Genomic DNA, 23041 nt, shown 5'->3' on the forward strand with positions numbered 1-23041 from the left:
GGAGACAACACCACGGCCTCGCCGCAATGCCTCGCAAGAAGGCTTTCGGCTCAGCGCCTCGATCCCATGAAGACCTTACGCACGCAGGTGCTCATCGTCGGCGCCGGGCCCTCCGGGCTATTGCTCGGTCAGTTGCTGCACCGGGCCGGCATCGACACCGTCATCGTCGAACGACAGCGCGGCGACCATGTGCTGTCGCGGATCCGCGCCGGGGTGCTCGAACAAGGCACCGCCGACCTGATGGACGAGGCCGGCGTCGGCGCGCGGATGCATGCGCAGGGGCTGGTGCATGACGGTTTCGAGCTGGCCGTCGACGGCGTGCGCCATCGCATCGACCTGCGCGCGCTCACCGGCGGACGGACCGTGCTGGTCTACGGGCAGACCGAGGTCACCCGCGATCTCATGGAAGCGCGTGCCGAAGCGGGTCTGACCACGCTGTACGAGGCCGCTGAGGTCCGCATCGAAGGTTTCGACTCATCGACACCGCGCGCGTTCTGCTCGATCCACGGCGAGCCGGTCGAGATCACCGCCGACTTCATCGCCGGCTGCGACGGCTTCCATGGCGTCTGCCGCGCGAGTGTCCCGACGGGCGCGATCCAGCTCTACGAGAAGGTCTACCCCTTCGGCTGGCTCGGCCTGCTGAGCGACACGCGGCCGGTGTCGGCGGAACTGATCTACAGCCGCCACGCGCGCGGCTTCAGCCTGTGCAGCATGCGCTCGGCGACGCGCAGCCGCTACTACCTGCAGGTGCCGCTCACGGAGCGCGTCGAGGATTGGAGCGACGCCCGCTTCTGGGACGAACTGCGCGGCCGGCTCGATCCCGAAGCGGCGGAGTCGCTGGTCACCGGCCCCTCGCTGGAGAAGAGCATCGCGCCGCTGCGCAGCTTCGTGGCGGAGCCGATGCGCTTCGGCCGGATGTTCCTCGCGGGCGACGCGGCGCACATCGTGCCGCCGACCGGCGCGAAGGGGCTCAACCTCGCGGCGTCCGACGTGCGCTACCTGTCGCAGGCGCTGATCGAGCACTACCGCGAGCGCAGCGATGCCGGCCTGGATCACTACTCCGCGCGTTGCCTCGCCCGCGTGTGGAAGGCCGAGCGCTTCTCCTGGTGGCTGACCAGCCTGATGCACAACTTCGACCAGGAGCCCGCCTTCCAGGCGAAATTGCAGGCCGCAGAGTTGGACTACGTACTCGGATCCGAAGCCGCGCAGCGAGCGCTCGCCGAGAACTACGTCGGCCTGCCGCTGTAGCCGACGATGATGTTGAGGAAGTGGTCGAGTATCACGAAGTGGTCCTCGAACAGCTGCGATTCCATCGCGGCCAGCTCGTCGCGGTGGAACCAGCGCGCTTCCTTGACGTCGTCGCTGCCGACGACTTCGGGCAGCGTGCCCATCTCGCCGAACTTGAAGTGGTGCGCCATCGTGATCAGGCGGCCCCGCGCGCTGCGCAGCGGATCCTCGAAGGTCTCGACGCCGTGCAGCGCCGCCAGGATCGAAGCCGGCAGCAGCGGGAAGCGCGTCTCCTCGATCAGCTCGCGGATCGCGCAGGCGACCAGCTTCTCGCCGCGGTCGAGGTGGCCGCCGGGCACCGCCCAGAGGTCCTCGCCGAACGGCCCCTTGCGCCGCACCAGCAGCACGTGGTCGCCGACCGTCACCACCGCGTCGCCGGTCATGTAGGCGACCGCCGTGTACTTCTTCCGATAGCTGGCGATGGCCGCATGCTCGGCCTTGCGCCTGCGGTACTCCGGCAGGCGGCTCCAGGCCTGCAGCCACGCCCGCACCGGCGCGCTGACGTAAGGCGTCATCACCGTCAGCGCGGCGTCGGGATCGTCGGCCTCGAAGAAGACCTGGCGCATCGCCGTCGCGTCGACGTCGGCGAGCCGCTCCACCAGCTGCTGCCGCCAGCGCGGGAAGTTGTTGAGGTAGTAACTCGTGTGGTCCTTCTGGTGGCCGACCAGCACGATGTCCGCGTCCTCTCCGGCGATGGCGCGCACGCCCATCATCACGGCGGCGTTCCAGCGCTGGTCGTCGAAGTAGTCGCGCACCGGCAGCACGTGCAGCCGCTGCTGCTGTTCCGGCGCCAAGTTGGCCAGCAGCATCTGCCGGCGTTCCTCATGGACGAAAGGGTTGCGCGGATCGCGCGCCTTGTACGAGGAACCCAGCACCGCGATCACCTCGTCCGCGAGGCCGAAGGCCGCCTGGAACAGCGCCTCCTGCCCGAGGTGCACCAGCTGCCAGCGGCCGACGACGACAGCGACGGTCTTGCGGGTCATGAAAGTCCTTCCAGTGCTCAATAGTGCTTCGCCGCGATCGGCAATTGCCGGCCGCTGCCGAAGGCCCGCGCGCGCAGCCGCACGATCGGCGGCGCCTGACGGCGCTTGTATTCGTTGCGGGCGATCATGCCCTTGATCCGGGCGATCAGCGCCTGACCTTCGTCGCTGCCGCGCAGCGCGGCGACCGCGGCCTCCGCGGCGGTCCGTTCGTCCTCGGCCAGCCGCTCGCCTTCGATCAACACCTTCAGCACCTCGTCCAGCACCTCGTAGGGCGGCAGGCTGTCGGTGTCGCGCTGGTCCGGCGCCAGCTCGGCGCTGGGCGGCTTGTCGAGGATCGCCGCCGGGATGATCTCCCGGCCGGCCGTCTCGTTGAGGTGCCGGCTCAGCGCGAAGACCTCCGTCTTGTAGAGATCGCCGATCAGCCCCAGCCCGCCGTTGGTGTCGCCGTAGAGCGTGCAGTAGCCGACCGCGATCTCGCTCTTGTTGCCGGTCGTCAGCAGCAGATGGCCCTGCGCGTTGGACACGGTCATCAGCAGCATGCCGCGCACGCGCGCCTGCAGGTTCTCCAGCGCGAGTCCAGAGGGCCGAAGTCCCAGCGTGCTGCCCGCCATGGTGTCGCCGACCTGCCGGACGATGTCCTCGATCGGGCAGACGTCCAGCGGGATGCCGAGCGCGTCGCACAAGGCCTTCGAGTCGTCGACACTGCCCGACGACGAGAACCTCGACGGCATCGTGATCGCCGCGACCTTGTCCGCGCCGAGCGCCTCCACCGCGAGCGCCAGCGTCAGCGCCGAGTCGATGCCGCCGGATGAACCGACGACGACGCGATCGAAGCCGCAGCGCCGCGCGTAGTCGCGCAGGCCGAGCACGATCTGCCTGCGGTAGAACGCCATCGTGTCGAGCCCGGCGCTGGCTGGTGGCAGCGCACCGCCATCGCGCGAGGAGAAGAGACCGCGGTCCGTCTCGAAGCGCAGCGTGACGATGTGCGATTCGAAGCGCTCGGCCTCGAAGACCACGCCCGGTTCCGGTTCGATCGCGAAGGACGCGCCGTCGTAGACCAGCTGATCATGACCGCCCACCTGGTTCACGAAGACCAGCGGCAGGCGATGCCGCCAGCAGGCGGCGCGGAACACCGCGTGGCGCTGCTCGCGCTTGCCGACGTTGCTCGGGCTCGCGTTGATCGAGACGATCAGGTCCGGCGCCGCATCGGCCAGACGCTGGAAAGGGTTGACGGCATAGTCCTTGCCATCGTCGTTCCAACCGTCCTCGCAGATCATGAAGCCGACCTGCGTGCCGCCGATCCGCAGCACGCGCGCGACGTCCGGGCCCGGCTCGAAGTGGCGGCGTTCGTCGAAGACGTTGTAGGTCGGCAGCAGCTGCTTGTGGCACTCGAGCAGCACCTCGCCGTCGCGGATCACCAGCAGCGAGTTGCGAAAGGCCTTGCCCGCGCCGGGATTGCGCGTCGGCGCGCCGACGACCCAGTGCAGCGAGCCGACCTCGCGCGTCGCCGCCAGCAGCGCGGTCATCGCGCGGTCGAGGCGCTGGCGGAAGTCCTCGTCGTCGAGCAGGTCGGCGGGGTAGTAGCCGGTCAGCGAGAGTTCGGGAAAGACGACCAGGTCCGCGCCGTCGTGGCGCGCCTGCCGGGCCGCATCCAGGTGCAGCGCGAGGTTGCCGTCGAGGTCGCCGATCGTCGGGTTGATCTGGGCCAGGGTGATCTTGAGCATGACTTCGCTCCTTGAGGGTTTCAGTACTTCATCCGCCGCTGGCCCTCACCCCTGCCCTCTCCCGCAAGCGGGAGAGGGGGTAAGCAGGGCGCCGGTCGGACTCCCTCTCCCGTTTGCGGGAGAGGGTGGGGGTGAGGGCCAGCGGCGGTGGCAGTGCGGCAGCTTCCTCTTGCTCCCTCTCCCGTTTGCGGGAGAGGGTGGGGGTGCGGACTGCGGTCATCCGACCTGCTTCACCTTGAACACCTGCCGCAGGTAATCGAGGAAGGTCTGGTCGTCGCACAGCGTCTTGCCGGGCGCGTCCGAGAGCTTGGCAACCGACTGGCCGTTGCAGCGGACCAGCTTCATGACGATGTTCAGCGGCTTCGGTCCGAGGTCGTTGCTCAGATGCGTGCCGATGCCGAAGCCCACCGGCACGCGCCGCGCGAAGTGCGTGTGCAGGCGGAAGGCCTCGTCGCAGTTCAGGCCGTCGCTGAAGACCAGCCGCTTGGTGCGCGCATCGATGCGCAGCTTCGCGTAATGCGCCAGCGCCTTCTCGCCCCACACGACCGGATCGCCGCTGTCATGCCGCAGGCCGTCGAAGAGCTTCGCGAAGTACAGGTCGAAGTCGGCGAGGAACGCGTCCATGCCGATCACGTCGGTCAACGCGATGCCGAGGTCGCCGCGGAACTCCTGCACCCAGCCTTCCAACGCCGCCTTCTGCGACAGCCTCAGCTGCACGCCCACCGCCTGGTAGGTCTGCAGGTATTCATGCGCCATCGTGCCGATGGGAATCAGACCGTGGCGACGCGCCAGCTCGACGTTGGACGTGCCCTTGAAGACCGACGGGATTTCGCGCTTCAGCGTCGAGACCACCTCGTCGTGCCAGTCGCCGGAGAAGCGGCGGCGCAGGCCGAAGTCGAAGAACTCGAAGGGATAGGCGTCGTCGCCCAGCGTGCCCGGCACGGCCGCCGCGTAGTCGCGCAGGCGGACCGTCTTCGCCGCGAGCCGGGCGCGGCCTTCGGCCAGCACCTCCTGCTCTCGCCCGGCGCAGAGGCGGCGGAAGTACAGCTCGTTCACGATGGCCAGCACGAAGATCTCGAACGCCATCACGTGGACCTGCGGTCCCTTGGCGACGATCACCAACTGGCCCGCCTCGGCGCCCTCGCCCGGTCGCGCGTCGATGAAGCGACGCTGGAAGCGGAAGATCCGCAGGAAGTCGATGAAATCCGACTTCATGAAGCGCAGGCCGCCGAGGTATGCGAGTTCCTCATCGCTGAAGCTCAGCGTGCAGAGGTGGTCCAGCTCGCGGTTCACCGCATCGCTGAGCTCGCTCAGCGGGAAGACCGGCGTGTTGCGGCAGACGAAGCGGTACTCGGCGTCGTTGGCGGGGAAGGCGTGCAGCAGCGTCTGCCACATCGTGAACTTGTAGAGGTCGGTCTCCAGCAGCGAGCGGATGACAGGGGCGTCGTTCATGACATCGCTCCGATCAGGCCGACAACAGGCCGAGCGCCTGTGCCGCAGTCATCGTCCGCACGCCAATCGCGCGGGCGCGGTCGACGAAGGCCGTCGCGCCGGCCTCGAAACCGCCGACGGGGCTCATCGCATCTTCGATCAGCACGATGCGCGCAAGCCGTTCGGCGCTCATCTCGGCGAAGAGGTCTTCCGCCGTCGCCGCGACACAGTGGCTGCTGGCCTCCCCGGCGATGAAGGTCAGGCCGGGGAAGTCGACGATGCGGTCGACCAGCGCGCGGTTCGTCTGCGTGCGTGGGTCCGAGGCGATCGGCACTTCGGCGCGCACGGCGCTGTACTGCTCAGTCATCGGGTTCTGGCCCTTGAGGACCTTCTCCACGGTGCGCAGCCGCGCGGCCTCCCATCGGCCCAGCGCGGCGGCGAGCTCGCCATGCACGTTGTGGCCCCAGGTGCCGACGACGCAGTGCGTCGGCCAGACCATCAGGATGTACTTCTTCGGGCTGGCCTCGAGGGCATCGAGGTAGGCCAGCACCTGATCGCGCAACGCGGGATCGCGCGGGGCAAAGCGGCCGGCGCGGACGTCCTCGGCCTTGATCTGCGTGAACGGTGCGACCGGCTGCGGCGCACCGGCCGGGCCGTCGGCGCCGTCAGTGCCATTGGCGCCGGGTTGTTGCCAGAACGCCGGCCGCTCGATCGCATAGACCGGGTGCGAGTCCAGCGTCACGACGATATCCGCGATCGCGCCGCCGGCCTGGTCCACCAGCGCGGCCAGGCGCTTCATGTCCGCGTCGGCGCCGGTCACCGGCAGCGTCGCGCCGGGGATGTCGCAGAAGTCGTTCTGCGGGTCGACGATCAGCAGTTGCAGGGGTTGCTGGAGGCGCTGGGTCATGAGAGTTCCGATTCCGTCTTTGTCATGTCGTGGCGCCAGCATATCTCACTTCGTGCTTGTTTGCACTAAGTGAATGGGCGTGAAACGTCCCACGGTGCAACGAGGTGTAGCGTGCTGTGCGATTGATTCCAGGATGCGTGCAAGGCGGCGGTTTGACGTCTTGAATCGTTGCCGCCCATAATTCGTGCTTTTCCGCACTAAGAAGAAGAACGCCGTGGACTTCGAACGCCCCATCGTCACCGTCGACATCGTCCTGCTGACGCTGCGCGACGGTGCGCTGCATGCGGGTCTCGCGCAGCGCGACAAGGCGCCGGCGCTGGGCGCCTGGACGCTGCCTGGCGGCTGGGTGCACACGGACACGGACCAGGACGCCGATGATGCGGCGGCACGCATCCTGCGCGAGAAAGCCGGTCTCGTGTCTCCGTATCTGGAGCAGCTCCGGACCTTCTCGGGCATGCATCGCGACTCGCGCGGGTGGTCGCTGTCGGTGAGCTACTACGCGGTCGTGCCGGTGGATGTCGACACACGGGCAACGGTTGACGCCGCCCCCAGCGCCGACGAACGCTTCCGCTGGGCCGCCGTCGACAGCCTGCGTTCCCTGCCCTTCGACCACGCGCAGATCCTGCGCACGGCGGTCGAGCGCGTGCGGTCGAAGACGCTGTACTCATCGCTGCCGGTGCACCTGATGCCGGCCGAGTTCACGCTCGGCGAGCTGCAGCGCACCTACGAGCAGGTGCTGGGTGCCGAGCTCGACAAGCGCGGCTTCCGCCGCCGCATCGAGGAGCTCGACGTGATCGAGGAGATCCCCGGCGCGTTCACCAGCGGCGGGAGCCACCGGCCCGCGCAGCTGTTCCGGAAGAAGGCGCATGCGCCGGCGTTGAAGACGGTGCCGAGCAATCTGGCGGTCGGCTGAAAGCAAGAGCCGCCCAGTGTGTTGACCTTGATCAACACGCTCACCGCGCGCTCAACCCCTTCAGCAGCGCCTCATGGAACTCCTTCGGCGACTCGACCTGCGGCGAGTGCCCGAGCGCGGGAAACTCGATCAGCGACGCGCCCGGAATCATCTTCGCCGTCGAGCGGCCGAGCGTCGCGTAGTCGCCGAGCTTCTCCGCGATCTCCTTGGGCGCGCGGACCGCGCCGGGCGCGGTGCGGTCCTTGCCGCCGATCATCAGCAGCGTGCGCACCTGCAGCCGCGGCAGTTCCTGCACCACCGGCTGCGTGAAGATCATCTCCGACGTCTGCGCCTGGTTCCACGCGACCTGCTCGCGCCCCGGCCCCGCGTACTGGCCGGCGGACATGCGCACCCAGCGGTCGTACTCCGGTTTCCACTGGCCGTTGTAATAGAAGCGCAACTGGTAGGCCTTGATGGTCTCGGCGGTCGTCCTCAACTCCTGCGCGTAGAGCTGATCGATGGTCGCGTATGGCACGCCCGCGGCTTGCCAGTCCTCGAGACCCAGCGGGTTCACGACGACCAGTTGCTCGACCTGCGTCGGGTACGCGAGCGCGAAGCGCATCGCGAGCATCCCGCCCATCGAGTGCCCGATCACCGTCGCCTTCGCGATGCCCAGCGACTGCAGCAGCGCCTGCGTGTTGGCCGCCAATTGGTTGAAGCTGAACTGGTAGCCGGCGGGTTTGCTCGATGCGCAGAAACCGATCTGGTCCGGCACGATGACGCGATAGCCCGCGCCGGTGAGCACGGTGATCGTCTGCTCCCAGGTCGCGCCGCAGAAGTTCTTGCCGTGCAGCAACACCGCGGTCCGGCCGTTGGGCTGGCCGGTCGGGGCGACGTCCATGTAGACCATCTCCAGCGCCTGCCGCTGCGAGGTCAGCTTGAAGCGCTGCTGCGGATGCGGGTAGTCGAAGCCCTCCAGGCGAGCGCCATAGGCGGGCGCGTCCTGCGCCGACGGCGCGGTCTTCGTGGGCGGGGCGCTCTGCGCCTGCGCGCTGAGTGTGCAGAGGGCGAATGCCGCGAGCGCGGCGGCGGACAACATCTTCATCACGGGGAACTCCAGTGGCGACGGAACGGCGCGCCGAAGCGAGCAAGTGTCGTTCCCTCTCTCCCCGCGTGCAGCCCTCAGGGGCTTCAACGCTGATCGAGATAGCCGAAGCTGCCGTGATCCCGGATCTCCTCCGCGGCCAGTCGCGCCGCCTTCATCGCATGCCGGAAGAGCGACATCGCCAGGCTCACGCGCTTCACGCCGGCCTCGCCGAGCTCGCGCACCGTGAACGATCGCCCCGGGATGCCGGCCATGAAGTTGACCGGCTTCGTCACCGACGCGCAGACCCGGCGCACCGCGTCGAGGTCCGGCAGCAGCGGCGCGAACAGCACGTCGGCGCCGGCACGTTCGAAAGCCTGCAGGCGGCGGATCGTGTCGTCGAGGTCGTTGATGCCGTGGAGGAAGTTTTCCGAGCGTGCCGTGACCAGGAAGCGGAACGGCAACGCGCGCGCCGCCTCGACCGCGGCGGCCACCCGCTCGACGGCGAGATCGAAGTCGAGGATAGGCGCCCCGCCCTCGCTGGACGAATCCTCGATGGAACCGCCGACCGCGCCCGCCTCCGCGGCGAGGCGGATCGTCAGCACGCAATCCTCGGGGCGATGTCCGAAGCCGTTGCCCAGGTCGGCGCTCAGCGGCAAGGGCGTGGCGCCCGCGAGCAGCCGGATGTGCGCGAGCGTCTCCTCGCGCGTGAGTTGGCCGTCGCGGCGTCCGACGGCCTCGGCCGCCGCGGCGCTCGACGTCGCCAGCGCGGCGAAGCCCGCCGCTTCCAACATGCGCGCCGAGGCGATGTCCCACGCGTTCGCGATCACGAAGGGGTCAGGTCTTTCGTGCAAGGCACGCAGCGCGGCGGCCTTCGCGGCCTGGGTCTCGGAGGTGGGTTCGTCGGGGGTCGACACGGTGCTCATGGCGGCTTCCTCGGTGGGACAGACGACGGATGCTAGGCCGCGCTGCTGCCGCCGTCTGGCAGCAATCGGACCTGTTCCTGCGTCGCGCCCGTGGCGCCCCGTCCCCCCTTTACCTCCAAAAGGGTGGCGACGACGCCACGGTTTTCCGGCTTTCTCCTGCGAACGGGGGCAGATCGCGCGGCCTGCGCACCCTCAGCCCCAACCACAATGTTGCGAACCATTCGCATTTGATAACGTGTCGCGTTACGCTGAATGTCGGCTTCCCAGTTCCCGCCCCCGGTCCCCACTCCATGTCCCTCCAAGCCTCCGCGCCGCGCCTGTCCCTCATCTCTCTCTCCGTGATGGCGCTGCTGACGCCGCTCGCGGTCCACGCGCAGGCCGCGCCAGCCGATGCATCGGCCGTGGAGGCCGCATCCCCGAGCCCCGGCGACGGCACGGCGAAGAAGCTGCTGGACGAGGTCGTCGTCACCGGCGTGCGCAAGAAGACCTTCGCACCGACCACCGTGCGCGTCGGCGCCTTCCGCGACCAGGATCCGCTGGACGTGCCGCTGACCAACAACGTCATGTCGCGCGACCTGCTGGACGCGCAGGCCGCTCAGGGCCTGTTCGACGCGCTGAAGAACACCGCCGGCGTGACCCGCTCGCAGGTCAGCGGCTCCACCTACGACAACCTGTCCATCCGCGGGATCATTGTCGAGAACCGCAGCAACTACCGCCTCAACGGCAACCTGCCCGTCGTCAACCTGATCGACATCCCGCTCGAGAACAAGGAGCAGGTCGAGGTGCTGAAGGGCGCCTCGTCGATGTACTACGGCATGGTGCCGCCGTCGGGTATCGTCAACTTCGTGACCAAGCGCGCCGGCCCGACACCGGTGACGTCGATCACGACCACCGTCAACGACCACGGCGGCGCGAAGGTCCACATGGACATCGGCCAGCGCTTCGGCGAGGACGACAGCGTGGGCATCCGCGTCAACGCCGCGACCAGCAAGGAAGAGACCGGCATCGACCGCTACAAAGGCGATCGCGACGTGCTGACCCTGGCCGCGGACTGGCGCGCGACGTCCTGGGCCAACTTCAAGCTCGACGTCGAGCACTACCGCAAGAACACCAGCGAGCAGGCCGCCATCCAGCTGCCCGCCGCGGTGAACGGCGTGATCACGCTGCCGCGCGTGCCGGACAACAAGACCAACCTCGCGCCCGAATGGGCCCGCTACGACGCGCAGGCCGACAACGTGCTGCTGCGCGGCGACTTCGCGCTGAGCGACGACTGGGTGCTGAGCATCGAGACCGGCCGCGCCCAGACCGAACGCGACCGCAACAACACGACCTTCATCAACTACAACCCGCAGACCGGCGCCGGCACGGCCAGCGTCAACGTGCTGAAGGGCCAGAAGTACACCAACACGAACCACCGCGTCGAGGCCATCGGCCGCTTCGACACGGTCGGCATCGGCCACGAGCTGACCTTCGGCGCGACCTACAACCGGCGCGAGTCCGCCGGCTGGATGAGCGGCACGGCGACCGCGCCGCAGAACCTGTACGCGCCGGTCGACATCGCGCAACTGACCCCCACGCTGCGCCAGGCCGGCTTCCCGTCCGAGATCAACGACCGCGGGCTGTACGCCTTCGACCGCATCTCCGTCGGCGAGCAGTGGCAGTTCCTGGCCGGCCTGCGCAAGACGATCTACCGCAGCGAGGCGACCAGTCCCACCGCGCCGGTCAGCGTCTATCGCGCCGACAAGGTCACGCCCAACTTCTCGGTGATGTGGAAGCCGATGAAGAATCTGAGCGTCTACGGCAGCCTGCTGCGCGGCCTGGAGGAGACCGGTACCGCGCCGCTGACCGCCGACAACGCCGGCCAGGTGCTGGCGCCGGCCGTGAGCAAGCAGCGCGAGCTGGGCGTGAAGGCGCGCGTGGGCGAGGTGCTGCTGCAGACGGCGGTGTTCCAGACGGACCGCGCGCTGACGACGACGATCAACCGCGTCTTCCAGGTCGGCGGCGAGGCGCGTTATCGCGGCCTGGAGTTCTCCGCCAGCGGCGAGATCGGGCGCGACTTCGCGATCGTGGCCTCCGCACTGCTGCTCGATGCCGAGATCACCCGCGTCGGCACCAGCAACGCGGGCGAGCTCGGCCAGTCGCCGGAGAACACGCCGAAGAACACGCTGAGCCTGTTCGGCGAATACCGCGTGCCGATGGTGCCGGGCCTGTCGCTGAACGCCGGCGTGTACCACTTCGGCAAGCGCGCCGTGAACAACCTCAACCAGGGCTGGGTCGGTGCGTACGAGACGCTGTCGATCGGCGCGCGCTACCAGCTCCGCGTCATGGACAAGGCGGTGAACCTGCAGGCCAACGTCGACAACCTGACCGACAAGGATTACTGGAGCACGGCCGGCAACAACCTGCTGGGCGTCGGCGCGCCGCGCACGGTGCGCCTGACCGCCAAGGTCGACTTCTGATCGCCCGATCGCAGAACCGCGGGAGCAACCAACCATGGCTCTGATGACCGCGCGCCGCGTCTGGATGTGGCTGCACCGCTGGATGGGGCTGACGCTGGGGATGCTGCTCGCCGCGGCGGCGCTGCTCGGTTCGCTGATGACGGTGCTGCGCCCGCTGGACGAGGCCATGCATCCGGGGCTCTTCCGCGCGCCCGCCCACGACGCGGCGACGGCCGTCGTCGCATCGAGTACGCCGTTCGAGACGCTGCGACGCCGCGTGGCCGATGAATTCGGCCCCAAGGCGACGATGACGATCCGTCCTCCGCGCGAGGACGGCGAGTCGCTGCGCGTCGCGGTCCGCTCGCCGAGCTGGGCGGGCACCGTGTACCTGGACCCGGTCAGCATCGTCGAACTCGGTCGACGCGGCGAGACGGAAGGTGTCGCCAACTTCGTCTTCGAGCTGCACAGCGAGCTGCTGCTCGGCGACACCGGCAAGGCGACGCTCGCCTTCACCGCATTGGCGTATCTCCTGCTGCTGATCACCGGGCTGATCTTGTGGTGGCCGATGAACGCGGCGCAGTGGAAGCACGCGTTCAAGCTGAAGCTGGACAAGGGCACGACGCGCAGCCTGTTCGACCTGCACCGCTTCGCCGGCGCGGTGCTGGGCCTGCTGATCGCGGTGGCCGTCGCGAGCGGCGCATGGATGGCCTACCGGCCCATCGGCGGCTGGCTCAACACGCTGGTCGGCGAGACCGCGCCGAAGCCGCCCAAGATCGACAAGGCGCACGGGGAGCGCGTTCCGCTGGACCTCGTCGTCGCCGAGGCGCGGAAGCACTGGCCCGGCGCGCAGCTCGGCTTCATCCAGCTGGGCGCCGCGGACACGCGGCCGGTGCGCTTGCGCTTCAAGCTGGCGGGCGATCCGCATCCGAACGGGCTGTCGTCGATCTGGGCTCATCCGGTGGATGGTCGCGTGCTCAGCCAGCAGCGCCTGGAGGACCTCGACCTCGCCGTGCGCTCCACCGCGTGGATCTACCCGCTGCATGCGGGCGAGCTCTTCGGCCTCGCCAACCGCGTGATCACCGGCGCACTCGGACTGGTGCTGTTCGGCATGGGCGTCACCGGCACGTGGCTGTGGTGGCGCCGGCGGCGTTGAGCCGCCTGCTGATGCAGACTCAGGACCGGATCAACTCATCCACGCATTGCGCGACCAGTTCGCTGTCGGCATCGAAGTAGTGCGTGTGCGCGCCGGCGCCGACGCAGAGGTCCTTGCGCGGCGGCACATCCAGCGCCGCCGCGCCCGGCGCATAGAACGCGGATTGATGCGGCGCCTCGGGTGACGACGGCGCCCAGATCCAGCGCCCGACGTAATCCCCGGCGGCGAAGGCGTTGGTCCACTTGTCCACGCCCAGTTGATCCAGCAAGGGCCCGGTGCGGACCCAGTGGTAGAGGTCGGGGAAACGCGCCGCGTACAACTGGCGCAACGGGCTGCCGGCGGTGAAGAGGTGGACCTCGATGTCCTGCAGCCACTGCCCCAGCTGACCGGCCCGGCTGCCGGGATCGCGCATCGCGCGGTAGGTGAGGTATCGCAGCAGGTCCGCGGTGATGACCGTGCCCTGGCTGTGCGACACGATCACGACGCGCGTGGCGCCGTCCCGCTTCAGATGCTCCAGCAGCGCCACGTAGCGCGCGAAGATGCGGGCGCGGGGAATGGCCTTGCGCGGGAACTCGCGCAGATAGTTGTCGACGTCCAGCATCGCGTCCAGCGGCGCCCGCAGCCACGGCGCGTACTTGGACAAGGCGCGTCCGAACAGCGTCAACGCGCCGATCGCCGACACCGAGCCGATCACGAAGGGCGCCAGCAGCAGCTGGGAGCCGAAGCCGGTGCCGGCGATGGCCTGCTTCAGGTCCGCCGCCGTGAAGGGGGACACCAGGCGGAGCAGGTCCAGCAGGTAGACGCCGCCGATGTAGGTGGCGACCAGCGCGCTCGCGATCGCGAGCAGCGCGACGAAGTCCTCCAGCCGCTCATACCCGCCGGTCAACCAGCGGCCCAGGTGGCCCGCCGTCCCCACGCCGCGCTGCAGCTCGGCCAGCACGCTGGGCAGCAGCGACACCAGCACGTAGGCCACCAGCGCCAGCAGCAGCATGGCCACGAGGAAGAAGGTCGCCGTGCTGTAGACGTAGCGCAGCGTCAGGAAGCTCTCCGCCGGCAGCGCGCGGTACATCTCCGCGGCCCGGTGCTGGAAGCCCCAGGCGTCGGCGCTCACCTCGAACTGGAGGTCGAACAGCCAGGGCCGGTAGCCCCACTTGCCGCCCGCACGCTCCAGGACCTGGTGGCCGGCGGCCCAGATCACCATGCCCACCGCGGTGAACGAGGTCACGGACACGAACAGCCCCAGCCGCGCCGTCGCCACGCTGGCCCGCGCCGCGTCGCCGAGCCCGGCCTGCCGGACGCCGTACCACGTCCACGGCACCAGCAGCGCGGCGGCGATGATCCACCAGAGGTAGGTGCCCATCAGCATCAGCTCGAAGGCGCGCAGCGCCGCGGCGGTCCACCAGGTCCAGAGGTCCTGCCGCGGGGAGAACCAGAGCATCACCACCGCGATGGTGCCCAGGCTCAGCGCCAGGAAGACCAGGCCGACCTGACGCGTCGACACGAAGCGCCGGTCCGCGAGCTTCAGGCCGGCATCGCACAGCAGCGCGAGCGCGGCCAGCACCACGATGCCCAGCACCCAGGGCGCGGCGAAGAGCTTGAACGCGACCCCGGCGGCCACCGCCAGCAGGAGCAGCACCGCGCGCCCGACCGCCGAGCGAACATGGCGATAGACCAGCCACCAGTAGCTCAGGGCCGGCAGCCCGACGGCGAGCATGGTCCGCACACTCTCCGCGATCCCGCCCCGGGGGTCGCCGTTCAGCGCCGACATCACCACGATGAAGGTCCCCAGCAGCAGCGTCTGCAGGAACAGGTTGGACAGCAGGTGGGCGAAGGACCAGTCCAGCGCCGTCTGCAGCCAGGACAGCCGGGCCCAGCGCTGCCGGATCCCCGCGGGCGCTCCGGCGGCATCGGCCGCGTGGCGCGCCTGGTCGATCGTGTCGCGCGCGAGCTTGGACAGCCGGAACAGGATGGTGAACAGCTCCGTCAGGATGGTCGGCAGCGCGCTCGACAAGCGCGACAGGTCGGCCCAGTACATCTCGTGGAGGTCCACCTGCTGGGTGGTCCGCGCCCGCGCATCCTCGCGGGTGAGGCGGATCCGGTGGCCCTCGACGTACTCGGTTTCCGCCTTGCCGCGCTGCGCCTTGAAGAGCAGGTAGTCGGTGAAGGCGATGCCCTGGTCCGGCTCGCCCTTCAGCGGATCCCCCGGCGCCTGGGACGTCGCCCCCTTGGCCGTGTGCGCGGACCGGACGGTCGACTGGTAGTCCCGCGCCTTCACCCGGTCCTCCGCGACGCCGCGGGCCGAGGCATCCATCCATCCGGTCCGCTGAAAGTCCGATCTCAGCGACTGCCGCAAGGCCTTCATCGCGGTCGGCCGGGCGTCGGGGTCGTGAGCCGCCGGCACGCAGCCCTCGAGGACCGGGACCTGCAGCAGCAGGCAGTCGCAGGTCCCGTCACGGTAGTGCACGTCCCGGGGAGGCCGCACCGTCAGGAGCGCCGCCAGCTGATGCACCGTGGCACCGGGCGCCTGATCCGCGACCCCGTGCACGGCGACGACCGCCACGCGCGCGCCCCGCGCCGCCGTCGCGTCCGCCTCCCCGCGACCATCGTGCGCCTCGCGCGCCTCGTGCGCCTCGGTCTCCTGGCGTACGTCCTGCGGGTTCGGCCCTGGATCGGTCATCGCATCTGCCTCCCAGGGCGTCAGGATGGTGCGCGGTGCCGGCACTGTCATCCCCCGTGGAGGGGACAGGCGCCCGCACGGCAGCTTTTTCCGATGCCGCGCGCCGCCGGGCAAGACCCGGCCCCACACCGCTTTCCTCGAACGTCCCCGACGACGGTGACGGGCGCCCCCTCCCCCAGGACTCCCATCTGCCCCCGGTCGAGCGCCACCGCCTCCCTCACCCCGGTGCACCCCCTCTGATGCCGCTGTACCACCTTCCGCCTTCGCCCATCCCTCCCTCCTCGGTCGGGATGCCCGCCACGCCCGTCGGACGGTCCCTGTCCGACGAGATCCCCGATCCCGCCACACCGCCCCCGACGCCCGAGGTGCCGGGCGAGCGGGCGCTCGAGCGCCGCTGGGCGCGGTCCATCGCCGCGCATGCGCTGTGGTCCCGGCAGGCGCCCATCGTGCCGCTGCTGCTGGACTGGCTGCGCGACGCCGAGCCCATCGCCCGCGCGCTGGGCCCCGCCATGTGGCGGCACTTCGCACAGCATCTGTTGCAGCACGCCAGCACCCGCGACCTGCGCGCGATGGGACTCGACGAGCGCATCGAGGCGCGCGTGTGGAGTTCGTGGCCCGAATGGCGGACCGCCGGCTTCCGCATCGCCGACGCACCGGGCCGCCTGCACCGGGCCGTCGTCTGGTGGGAGGACGGGCGCCTGCCCGAGTACCCCGACGCCGGACGCGTCTTCGAGATGCCCTACGGCGCCGCGCTCTGGCTCGACGGCCGGCTGCTGCCCTATCCGCAGGAGCTGACCTTCGGCTGCTCGGTCAACGGATCGGGCGAGTGGATCGACGACCGCTACTTCGTCGTCGACGTCGACGGCCCGATGGAGCACCCCGACTACGTCGAGGAGCTCGCCAACGGCCGGGGCTCGGTGCTGAGCCTGCTGGTCGTCGATGCGCGCCATCGCACCTGCCACCTGCTGAACCCGCGCGCCCATGAGCCGTGGCTGCGCCCGCGCATCACCGTGCAGGACGACGGCCGATGGCGCATCGATCCCGGCACGGACGCCAGCGACGCGGACACGCAGTACGACGAGGATGCGGACCGGCCCGCCGTGCCGTCGCGCCTGATGCTGCCGTCGGATCTGCCGCCGGCCTCGATCGACGCGGAGATCCCGCCGGACGAAGCCGAGCCCCGCTCGCTCGCGCCCGCCTGGCGCCATGTCGTCGATGCGTGGAACGCGGACCGCGACCGGCTGGTCGGCCTGCTCGGGGAGATGAACTACGAGCTCGCCCTGGACAGCTTCCGCGATGCCGCCTTGGGTTGGCGCTGAGGTTGGCGCTCAGGCGGGTGAGCGGCGGCCACCTCGCGGCAGCAGGCCATGAACTGCTCCGCGGCCGGCGACTGCCGGCGGGCGCGCATCGTCAGCAGGCCGACCGGCGGCAGTTCGATCGGCACGTCGATCGGCAAGGCCTTCGCCAGCCCTTCCCGGGCCAGGTAGCGCGCGACGTTGTCCGCCACGAAGGCCGCCGCGCCGCGCTGACGCAGGAAGGTCAGCGTGACCAGGAAGGATGCGCTCTCGACGATGTCGCTCGGCGGGTCCAGCTGCTGTGAATAGAACATCTGGTTCAGCTTGATCCGCGACGAGGCCCACGGCGGCGGCATCACCCACGGCATGCGGGCGAGCTCGGGCCACGGCGGCTGCCTGGGCTTGCGCGCCGTCGCCAGCGGGTGATCCGGCCGCACGACGATGCGCATCGCCTCCTCGACCAGCGGCTCGGTCGCCAGGTCCGGCGACGCGTAGCCCGGCTCCAGCCGCGCGACGATCACGTCGAGCTCGCCCACGCGCAGCCGCGGCAGCAGGCGCGTCAGGTCGCCCTCCTCGATGTGCACCGTCGTCAGCGACGAATGGCGCTTGAGCCGCTCGACCGCGCCGGCCACCAGCCCGGGCGTCGCCACCACCATGGCGCCGACGCTGACGCGGCCCGCCGCGCCGCTGGCCACGGCGGCGATCTCGTCGCGGGTGCGCGAGAAGTCCGACAGCACCGAGCGCGCGAAACGCACCACCGCCGCGCCGAAGGGCGTGGGTTCGGTGCCGCGCGTGGAGCGCGTGAACAGGTCCAGCCCGAACATGCGTTCGACCTCGGCCAGCGACTTGGACACCGCCGGCTGCGTCTGCGAGAGGAACTCCGACGCGCGGCCAAGATGGCGGAACTGGTCGAGCGCCACCAGCATCTGCAGGTGGCGCAGCTTCAGGTTGGAACGGAGGACGCGGTCGATCTGGCTCATGGGCCGATCTTAGGAGCTTGACGGACCTTCATGCCGTTCATGACATGAAGGCAGTCCAGTTCCTCAATTGAGTTGCATGGAGCGGATGCCCACAATGCATCGCACAGAGACCTCGCGACCATTGCCCAATGGCCCGACGAGGCCCCCGCCCACGACATCGATCGATGCCCGCATCGACCCCGAGCCAGGAGACAAGACATGACCATCCGCATGGACCGCCGCCGCGTCCTGCTCGCCGGCGCCGCCGGCCTCGGCGCCAGCGCCCTCGGGCTGCCGCGCCTCGCTCAGGCCGCCGCCTATCCGTCCGAGCGCGCCATCACCTTCATCTGCCCCTGGCCCGCCGGCGGCACCGCCGACGTGACGATGCGCTCGCTGTGCATGGCCGCGGGCAAGGTCCTGGGCCAGACCATCATCATCGAGAACCGCGCCGGTGCCTCCGGCATGCTCGGCACCAAGGTGCTGTCGACGTCCAAGCCCGATGGCTACACGATCGGCCAGGTGCCGATCTCGGTGACCCGATTCGCGCAGCTGCGCACCGTGCAGCTGGACCCGCTCAAGGACTTCACCTACCTCGCCCGCGTCAACGGCCAGACCTTCGGCCTGGTCGTGCGCGCGGATTCGCCGTGGAAGACGCTGGCGGAATTCGTCGCCGCCGCGAAGGCCAAGCCCGGCCTGATCACCTACGGCAGCGCCGGCATCGGCGGGGCGACGCACGTCGGCATGGAGGAGTTCAATCTCCTCGCCGGCATCCAGCTGAATCACATCCCGTACAAGGGCGGCGCGCCGGCGCTGCAGGATCTGCTCGGCGGTCAGGTGGACGCGGTGGCCGACTCCACCTCGTGGGCACCGCACGTCAAGTCCGGCAAGCTGCGGCTGCTGGTCACCTGGGGCGCGACGCGCACCAAGGACTTCGCCGACGTGCCGACGCTGAAGGAAGCGGGCTATGACCTGGTCGTCGATGCGCCCAACGGCATCGGCGCGCCCAAGGGCATGGACCCGGCGATCGTCGCCAAGCTGCGCGACGCCTTCCGCAAGGCCACGGCGGACGCGGACTTCATCGCCACCTGCGATCGCATCGACTCGCCGGTGATGTACCTCGACCAGCCGGAGTACGAGAAGTACATCCAGGCCACCTACCGCAAGGACACGCAGCTGATCGAGCGCCTGAAGCTGCGCGAGCTGCTGGCGAAGGGCTGACCATGACCGCCATCGGCACCGCCACGGGCACTGCGACGGGAACCGCGACGGGAAGCGCAACGGCAATCGCGACGGGGACGGCCCCGGGCGCCGTGAGCTCGGCCGGCGCGACCACCTCCGACGCGGTGGCCGCCGCGTCGGCCGCGATGGCGACGTCCTCGCCGCTGCTGCGCCTGCATCGCGACGACAACGTCCTGATCGCGCGCCAGGTGCTGACGCTGGGGCAGGACCTGCCGGAATTCGGACTTCGCCTGAAGGCGCAGGTGCCCGCCGGCCACAAGATCGCGGCGCGGCGCATCGCCGCGGGCGAGCCGATCCGCAAGTACAACGCCGTCATCGGCGTCGCCGCGCGCGACATCGAGGCCGGCGACTACGTCCACGCCCACAACATCGCGCTGGTCGAGTTCGACCGCGATCCGGCCTTCGGCGCCGACGTGAAGCCCGTCGACTACCTGCCCGAATCCGAGCGCGCGAGCTTCATGGGCATCGTGCGCGCCGACGGCCGCGTGGCGACGCGCAACTTCATCGGCATCCTGGCCTCGGTGAACTGCTCGTCGACCGCCATCAACCGCATCGCCGAGCACTTCACGCCGGAGCGGCTGAAGGACTATCCGAACGTCGACGGCGTGGTCGCCTTCGCGCAGACCACCGGCTGCGGCATGTCCTCGCCCAGTCCCCATTTCGACCTGCTGCGCCGCACGATCGCCGGCTACGCCAAGCACCCCAACCTGGGCGGTGCGCTGATCGTCGGCCTCGGTTGCGAGCGCAACCAGGTCGCCGGCCTGATGGAGTCGCAACACCTGGTGCCCGGCGAGACGCTGAAGACGCTGGTGATGCAGGACACCGGCGGCACGCGCGCCACGATCGAGGCCGGCATCCGCGCCGTCGAGGCCATGCTGCCGATCGCCAACCGCGTGACGCGGCAGCCGGTGAGCGCCGCCCACTTGAAGATCGGCCTGGAATGCGGCGGCTCGGACGGTTTCTCGGGCATCGGCGCGAATCCGGCGCTGGGCGCGGCGATGGACATCCTCGTGCGCCACGGCGGCACCGCCATCCTGTCGGAGACGCCGGAGATCCACGGCGTCGAGTACATGCTCACCCGTCGCGCGGTCAGCCCGGAGGTCGGCCAGAAGCTGCTGGACCGGCTGGCCTGGTGGGAGGCGTACACCCGCGGCCAGAACGGCCAGTTCAACGGCGTGGTCGGCCCCGGCAACCAGGCCGGCGGGCTCGCCAACATCTTCGAGAAGTCGCTGGGCTCCGCGATGAAGGGCGGCACGACGCCGCTGCAGCAGGTCTACGAATACGCCGAGCCCATCGAGCAGTCGGGCTTCGTGTTCATGGACTCGCCGGGCTACGACCCGGTCGCCGTCACCGGCCAGATCGCCAGCGGCGCCAACCTGATCTGCTTCACCACGGGGCGCGGCTCGATGTTCGGCTCCAAGCCGGCACCGACGATCAAGCTGGCCAGCAACACGCCGATGTACACGCGCCTCGAAGAGGACATGGACATCAACTGCGGCCTCGTCATCGACGGCGCGCTGACCATCGAGCAGATGGGGCAGCGGATCTTCGAACACATCCTGCGTTCGGCCTCGGGCGAGCCGACCAAGAGCGAGCTGCTCGGCCTCGGCGACCACGAGTTCGTGCCTTGGCATCTGGGCATCGTGAGCTGAATTTCCTGAATCCGAGGTCCTCCATGCAGACGAAGAACCACATCGCCGGTCACTGGTGCGACGCGGCCGCCGGCGACCGCTTTCCGGTCGTCGATCCCGCCGATGACAGCCTCATCACCGAGGTGCCCGACAGTCGCGCCGACGACGCGCGCGCCGCGGTCGACGCCGCACACGCGGCCTTCGACGGCTGGCGCATGGTGCCGGCCAAACAGCGCGCGGCGATCCTCAAGCGCTGGAACGACCTGATCCTGCGCGACCAGGACCGGCTCGGCGCGCTGATCTCGCAGGAGCAGGGCAAGCCGCTGGCGGAAGGCCGCGCCGAGGTCGCCTACGCGGCGAGCTACGTCGAGTGGTTCGCCGAAGAAGCGACGCGTGCCAACGGCGAGGTCATCCCCGCGCCGGTCCAAGGTCGTCGGATGCTCGCGCTGCGCGAGCCGGTCGGCGTCGTCGCGGCGATCACGCCGTGGAACTTCCCGGCCGCGATGATCGCGCGCAAGATCGCGCCGGCGCTGGCCGCCGGCTGCACCGTCGTCGCCAAGCCGGCCGAGGACACGCCGCTGACCTCGCTGGCGCTGGTGGCACTGGCGGTGGAGGCCGGCCTGCCGCCGGGCGTGCTCAACATCGTGTGCGCGTCGCGTGAGCGCACGCCGGAGGTCGTCGACGTCTGGCTGGCCGATGCGCGCGTCCGCAAGATCACCTTCACCGGCTCGACGCCCGTCGGCAAGCACCTGGCGCGCGAATCGGCGTCGACGCTGAAGAAGCTGTCGCTGGAGCTGGGCGGCAACGCGCCGTTCATCGTCTTCGACGATGCCGATGTCGACGCGGCCGTCGAAGGGCTGATGGCGGCCAAGTTCCGCAACGGCGGCCAGACCTGCGTGTGCCCGAACCGCGTGTTCGCGCAGGCGGGCATCCACGACCTGTTCGTCGAGAAACTCGCGGCGCGTGTCGCCGCGTTGAAGGTCGGGCCGGCCAGCCGCGCCGACTCGCAGATCGGTCCAATGATCAACGCCCGCGCGCTGGAGAAGATCGAGCGCCACGTCGACGACGCCGTCGCGCACGGCGCCCTGGTCATCACCGGTGGCGAGCGCGTGCGCAACGCGGTCGCGACCGGCCCCAACTACTTCGCTCCGACCGTGTTGACCGGCGCGACGACGGAGATGCTGCTCTGGCACGAGGAGACCTTCGGGCCCGTTGTGCCGGTGTTCCGCTTCGAGACCGAGGACGAGGTCGTCGCCGCGGCGAACGACACGCCCTTCGGCCTGGCGGCCTACTTCTACACCCGCGACATCGCCCGCGCCTGGCGCGTCGCGGACGCGCTGGAGAGCGGCATCGTCGGCCTCAACGAAGGCGCGATCGCGGCCGAGTCCGCGCCCTTCGGCGGCGTCAAGGAATCCGGCTACGGCCGCGAGGGTTCCACGCACGGGCTCGACGACTACCTCCACATCAAGTACGTTTGCCAGGGCGGGCTGTCGTGAGCGCCTCGACGAGGACGTCAACGAGGACATCGACGAAAACATCGCCGAGCCCCTCGACGCGGCATCCAGGCATGCAGCATCCACGACGTCTTCCGCGACGCCATCCATGAAGGCTTCCATGAACTTCTCCAACACCTTCAAGCAGGGCCTGGCCGAGCGCCGGCCGCAGGTCGGCCTGTGGCTGTCGATGGCGCAGGCCTACAGCGCGGAGGTCTGCGCGACCGCCGGTTTCCAATGGCTGCTGATCGACGGCGAGCACGCGCCCAACGAGCTGACCAGCACGCTGCAGCAGCTGCAGGCGGTGGCGCCCTACCCGGCCCACCCGGTCGTGCGCGCGGTCAACGGGGACAAGGACGGCATCAAGCAGCTGCTCGACATCGGCGTGCAGACGCTGCTGGTGCCGATGATCGACACGGCGGAGCAGGCCGCGGCGGTGGTCGCGGCCACGCGTTATCCGCCGCTGGGCGTGCGCGGCGTCGGCGCCGCCGTGGCGCGCGCGTCGCGCTGGGGCCTGCGGCGTCAGTACCTGGACGAAGCCGATGGCGAGGCCTGCGTGCTCGTCCAGGCCGAGACCGCCACGGCGCTGAGCAACCTCGAGGCGATCTGCGCCGTGGACGGCGTCGACGGCGTGTTCATCGGGCCGGCGGACCTCGCGGCCTCGATGGGCCATCGCGGCCAGCCGTCGCATCCGGAGGTGCAGGCGGCGATCGACGGCGCGATCCGCACCATCGTCGCCAGCGGCAAGGCCGCCGGCACGCTGACGGGCGACGCGACGCTCGCCCGCCACTATCTGTCGCTCGGCGCGAGCTTCGTCGCCGTCGGCATCGACGTCACGCTGCTCGCACAGGCCACGCGGCGCCTTGCGGCAGACTTCGACCTGGCCCCGCCGCTGCCGGCCCCGACCGGCTCGCCTTACTGA

General features: G+C 69.8%; 17 protein-coding genes. 9 read left to right on the forward strand and 8 right to left on the reverse strand.

The window, feature by feature from the left end:
* Positions 1–66 precede the first annotated feature (66 nt).
* Entirely contained in the window at positions 67–1248 is a 1182-nt protein-coding gene (pobA, locus tag AC1VNM_RS17280) for a 4-hydroxybenzoate 3-monooxygenase (protein WP_483107720.1), read from the forward strand.
* Here the strand turns inward: pobA and AC1VNM_RS17285 are convergent.
* The 4 genes from AC1VNM_RS17285 to AC1VNM_RS17300 form a co-directional block, all read right to left on the reverse strand.
* A complete protein-coding gene (locus AC1VNM_RS17285; protein WP_483107721.1) occupies positions 1227–2270 on the reverse strand; it encodes an NUDIX domain-containing protein in 1044 nt (347 codons plus the stop codon). The genes pobA and AC1VNM_RS17285 overlap by 22 nt on opposite strands.
* Positions 2271–2287: 17 nt before the next feature.
* Positions 2288–3994, reverse strand: coding sequence for an NAD+ synthase (locus AC1VNM_RS17290; RefSeq protein WP_483107722.1), 1707 nt, complete (start codon positions 3992–3994; stop codon positions 2288–2290).
* Between the two features lie 216 nt (positions 3995–4210).
* Positions 4211–5446: a nicotinate phosphoribosyltransferase gene (gene pncB / locus AC1VNM_RS17295; protein WP_483107723.1), complete on the reverse strand. Its 1236-nt coding sequence runs from the start codon at positions 5444–5446 to the stop codon at positions 4211–4213.
* Between the two features lie 13 nt (positions 5447–5459).
* On the reverse strand, positions 5460–6332 hold the full coding sequence (locus AC1VNM_RS17300) for a cysteine hydrolase family protein (RefSeq protein WP_483107724.1): 873 nt from the start codon (positions 6330–6332) through the stop codon (positions 5460–5462).
* A 214-nt stretch (positions 6333–6546) separates the two neighbouring features.
* Here AC1VNM_RS17300 and AC1VNM_RS17305 point away from each other — a divergent pair, with 214 nt between their 5' ends.
* Positions 6547–7245, forward strand: a complete 699-nt coding sequence (locus tag AC1VNM_RS17305; RefSeq protein ID WP_483107725.1) for an NUDIX hydrolase — start codon at positions 6547–6549, stop codon at positions 7243–7245.
* 40 nt (positions 7246–7285) lie between these two features.
* Here the strand turns inward: AC1VNM_RS17305 and AC1VNM_RS17310 are convergent, their stop codons facing one another.
* On the reverse strand, positions 7286–8323 hold the full coding sequence (locus AC1VNM_RS17310) for an alpha/beta fold hydrolase (RefSeq protein ID WP_483109295.1): 1038 nt from the start codon (positions 8321–8323) through the stop codon (positions 7286–7288).
* Between the two features lie 92 nt (positions 8324–8415).
* Entirely contained in the window at positions 8416–9234 is an 819-nt protein-coding gene (locus AC1VNM_RS17315) for an isocitrate lyase/PEP mutase family protein (RefSeq protein WP_483107726.1), read from the reverse strand.
* Positions 9235–9524: 290 nt separating this feature from the next.
* Here AC1VNM_RS17315 and AC1VNM_RS17320 point away from each other — a divergent pair, with 290 nt between their 5' ends.
* Together AC1VNM_RS17320 and AC1VNM_RS17325 are read left to right on the forward strand one after the other, a co-directional pair.
* On the forward strand, positions 9525–11693 hold the full coding sequence (locus AC1VNM_RS17320; protein WP_483107727.1) for a TonB-dependent siderophore receptor: 2169 nt from the start codon (positions 9525–9527) through the stop codon (positions 11691–11693).
* Between the two features lie 34 nt (positions 11694–11727).
* Positions 11728–12825, forward strand: coding sequence for a PepSY-associated TM helix domain-containing protein (locus AC1VNM_RS17325; RefSeq protein WP_483107728.1), 1098 nt, complete (start codon positions 11728–11730; stop codon positions 12823–12825).
* Positions 12826–12844: 19 nt separating this feature from the next.
* On the opposite strand, the gene AC1VNM_RS17330 is transcribed toward AC1VNM_RS17325, so the two are convergent.
* A complete protein-coding gene (locus AC1VNM_RS17330) occupies positions 12845–15502 on the reverse strand; it encodes a hypothetical protein (protein WP_483107729.1) in 2658 nt (885 codons plus the stop codon).
* 290 nt (positions 15503–15792) lie between these two features.
* Here AC1VNM_RS17330 and AC1VNM_RS17335 point away from each other — a divergent pair, with 290 nt between their 5' ends.
* The gene (locus AC1VNM_RS17335) at positions 15793–16821 is read left to right on the forward strand and encodes a hypothetical protein (protein WP_483107730.1); all 1029 of its coding nucleotides are present in this window, start codon (positions 15793–15795) and stop codon (positions 16819–16821) included.
* On the opposite strand, the gene AC1VNM_RS17340 is transcribed toward AC1VNM_RS17335, so the two are convergent.
* A complete protein-coding gene (locus tag AC1VNM_RS17340) occupies positions 16770–17777 on the reverse strand; it encodes a LysR substrate-binding domain-containing protein (RefSeq protein WP_483107731.1) in 1008 nt (335 codons plus the stop codon). The two genes, AC1VNM_RS17335 and AC1VNM_RS17340, sit on opposite strands and share 52 nt — an antisense overlap.
* Before the next feature lie 198 nt (positions 17778–17975).
* Here AC1VNM_RS17340 and AC1VNM_RS17345 point away from each other — a divergent pair, with 198 nt between their 5' ends.
* From AC1VNM_RS17345 to hpaI, 4 genes are all read left to right on the forward strand, one after another.
* The gene (locus AC1VNM_RS17345) at positions 17976–18974 is read left to right on the forward strand and encodes a tripartite tricarboxylate transporter substrate binding protein (RefSeq protein WP_483107732.1); all 999 of its coding nucleotides are present in this window, start codon (positions 17976–17978) and stop codon (positions 18972–18974) included.
* 146 nt (positions 18975–19120) lie between these two features.
* The gene (locus tag AC1VNM_RS17350; RefSeq protein WP_483109296.1) at positions 19121–20647 is read left to right on the forward strand and encodes a UxaA family hydrolase; all 1527 of its coding nucleotides are present in this window, start codon (positions 19121–19123) and stop codon (positions 20645–20647) included.
* Positions 20648–20670: 23 nt separating this feature from the next.
* Positions 20671–22122, forward strand: coding sequence for an NAD-dependent succinate-semialdehyde dehydrogenase (locus tag AC1VNM_RS17355; protein WP_483107733.1), 1452 nt, complete (start codon positions 20671–20673; stop codon positions 22120–22122).
* Positions 22123–22240: 118 nt separating this feature from the next.
* Positions 22241–23041 (forward strand): 4-hydroxy-2-oxoheptanedioate aldolase, encoded by an 801-nt coding sequence (gene hpaI, locus AC1VNM_RS17360; protein WP_483107734.1) that lies wholly within the window; start codon positions 22241–22243, stop codon positions 23039–23041.

Source organism: Mitsuaria sp. MSU3D (assembly GCF_056867975.1).

What these genes read in the sequence shown, in the direction of transcription:
- pobA (WP_483107720.1), top strand. Translation starts at nt 67, where the DNA reads ATGAAGACCTTACGCACGCAGGTGCTCATCGTCGGCGCCGGGCCCTCC.
- AC1VNM_RS17285 (WP_483107721.1), bottom strand. Translation starts at nt 2,270, where the DNA reads ATGACCCGCAAGACCGTCGCTGTCGTCGTCGGCCGCTGGCAGCTGGTG.
- AC1VNM_RS17290 (WP_483107722.1), bottom strand. Translation starts at nt 3,994, where the DNA reads ATGCTCAAGATCACCCTGGCCCAGATCAACCCGACGATCGGCGACCTC.
- pncB (WP_483107723.1), bottom strand. Translation starts at nt 5,446, where the DNA reads ATGAACGACGCCCCTGTCATCCGCTCGCTGCTGGAGACCGACCTCTAC.
- AC1VNM_RS17300 (WP_483107724.1), bottom strand. Translation starts at nt 6,332, where the DNA reads ATGACCCAGCGCCTCCAGCAACCCCTGCAACTGCTGATCGTCGACCCG.
- AC1VNM_RS17310 (WP_483109295.1), bottom strand. Translation starts at nt 8,323, where the DNA reads ATGTTGTCCGCCGCCGCGCTCGCGGCATTCGCCCTCTGCACACTCAGC.
- AC1VNM_RS17315 (WP_483107726.1), bottom strand. Translation starts at nt 9,234, where the DNA reads ATGAGCACCGTGTCGACCCCCGACGAACCCACCTCCGAGACCCAGGCC.
- AC1VNM_RS17320 (WP_483107727.1), top strand. Translation starts at nt 9,525, where the DNA reads ATGTCCCTCCAAGCCTCCGCGCCGCGCCTGTCCCTCATCTCTCTCTCC.
- AC1VNM_RS17325 (WP_483107728.1), top strand. Translation starts at nt 11,728, where the DNA reads ATGGCTCTGATGACCGCGCGCCGCGTCTGGATGTGGCTGCACCGCTGG.
- AC1VNM_RS17330 (WP_483107729.1), bottom strand. Translation starts at nt 15,502, where the DNA reads ATGACCGATCCAGGGCCGAACCCGCAGGACGTACGCCAGGAGACCGAG.
- AC1VNM_RS17335 (WP_483107730.1), top strand. Translation starts at nt 15,793, where the DNA reads ATGCCCGCCACGCCCGTCGGACGGTCCCTGTCCGACGAGATCCCCGAT.
- AC1VNM_RS17340 (WP_483107731.1), bottom strand. Translation starts at nt 17,777, where the DNA reads ATGAGCCAGATCGACCGCGTCCTCCGTTCCAACCTGAAGCTGCGCCAC.
- AC1VNM_RS17345 (WP_483107732.1), top strand. Translation starts at nt 17,976, where the DNA reads ATGACCATCCGCATGGACCGCCGCCGCGTCCTGCTCGCCGGCGCCGCC.
- AC1VNM_RS17350 (WP_483109296.1), top strand. Translation starts at nt 19,121, where the DNA reads ATGGCGACGTCCTCGCCGCTGCTGCGCCTGCATCGCGACGACAACGTC.
- AC1VNM_RS17355 (WP_483107733.1), top strand. Translation starts at nt 20,671, where the DNA reads ATGCAGACGAAGAACCACATCGCCGGTCACTGGTGCGACGCGGCCGCC.
- hpaI (WP_483107734.1), top strand. Translation starts at nt 22,241, where the DNA reads ATGAACTTCTCCAACACCTTCAAGCAGGGCCTGGCCGAGCGCCGGCCG.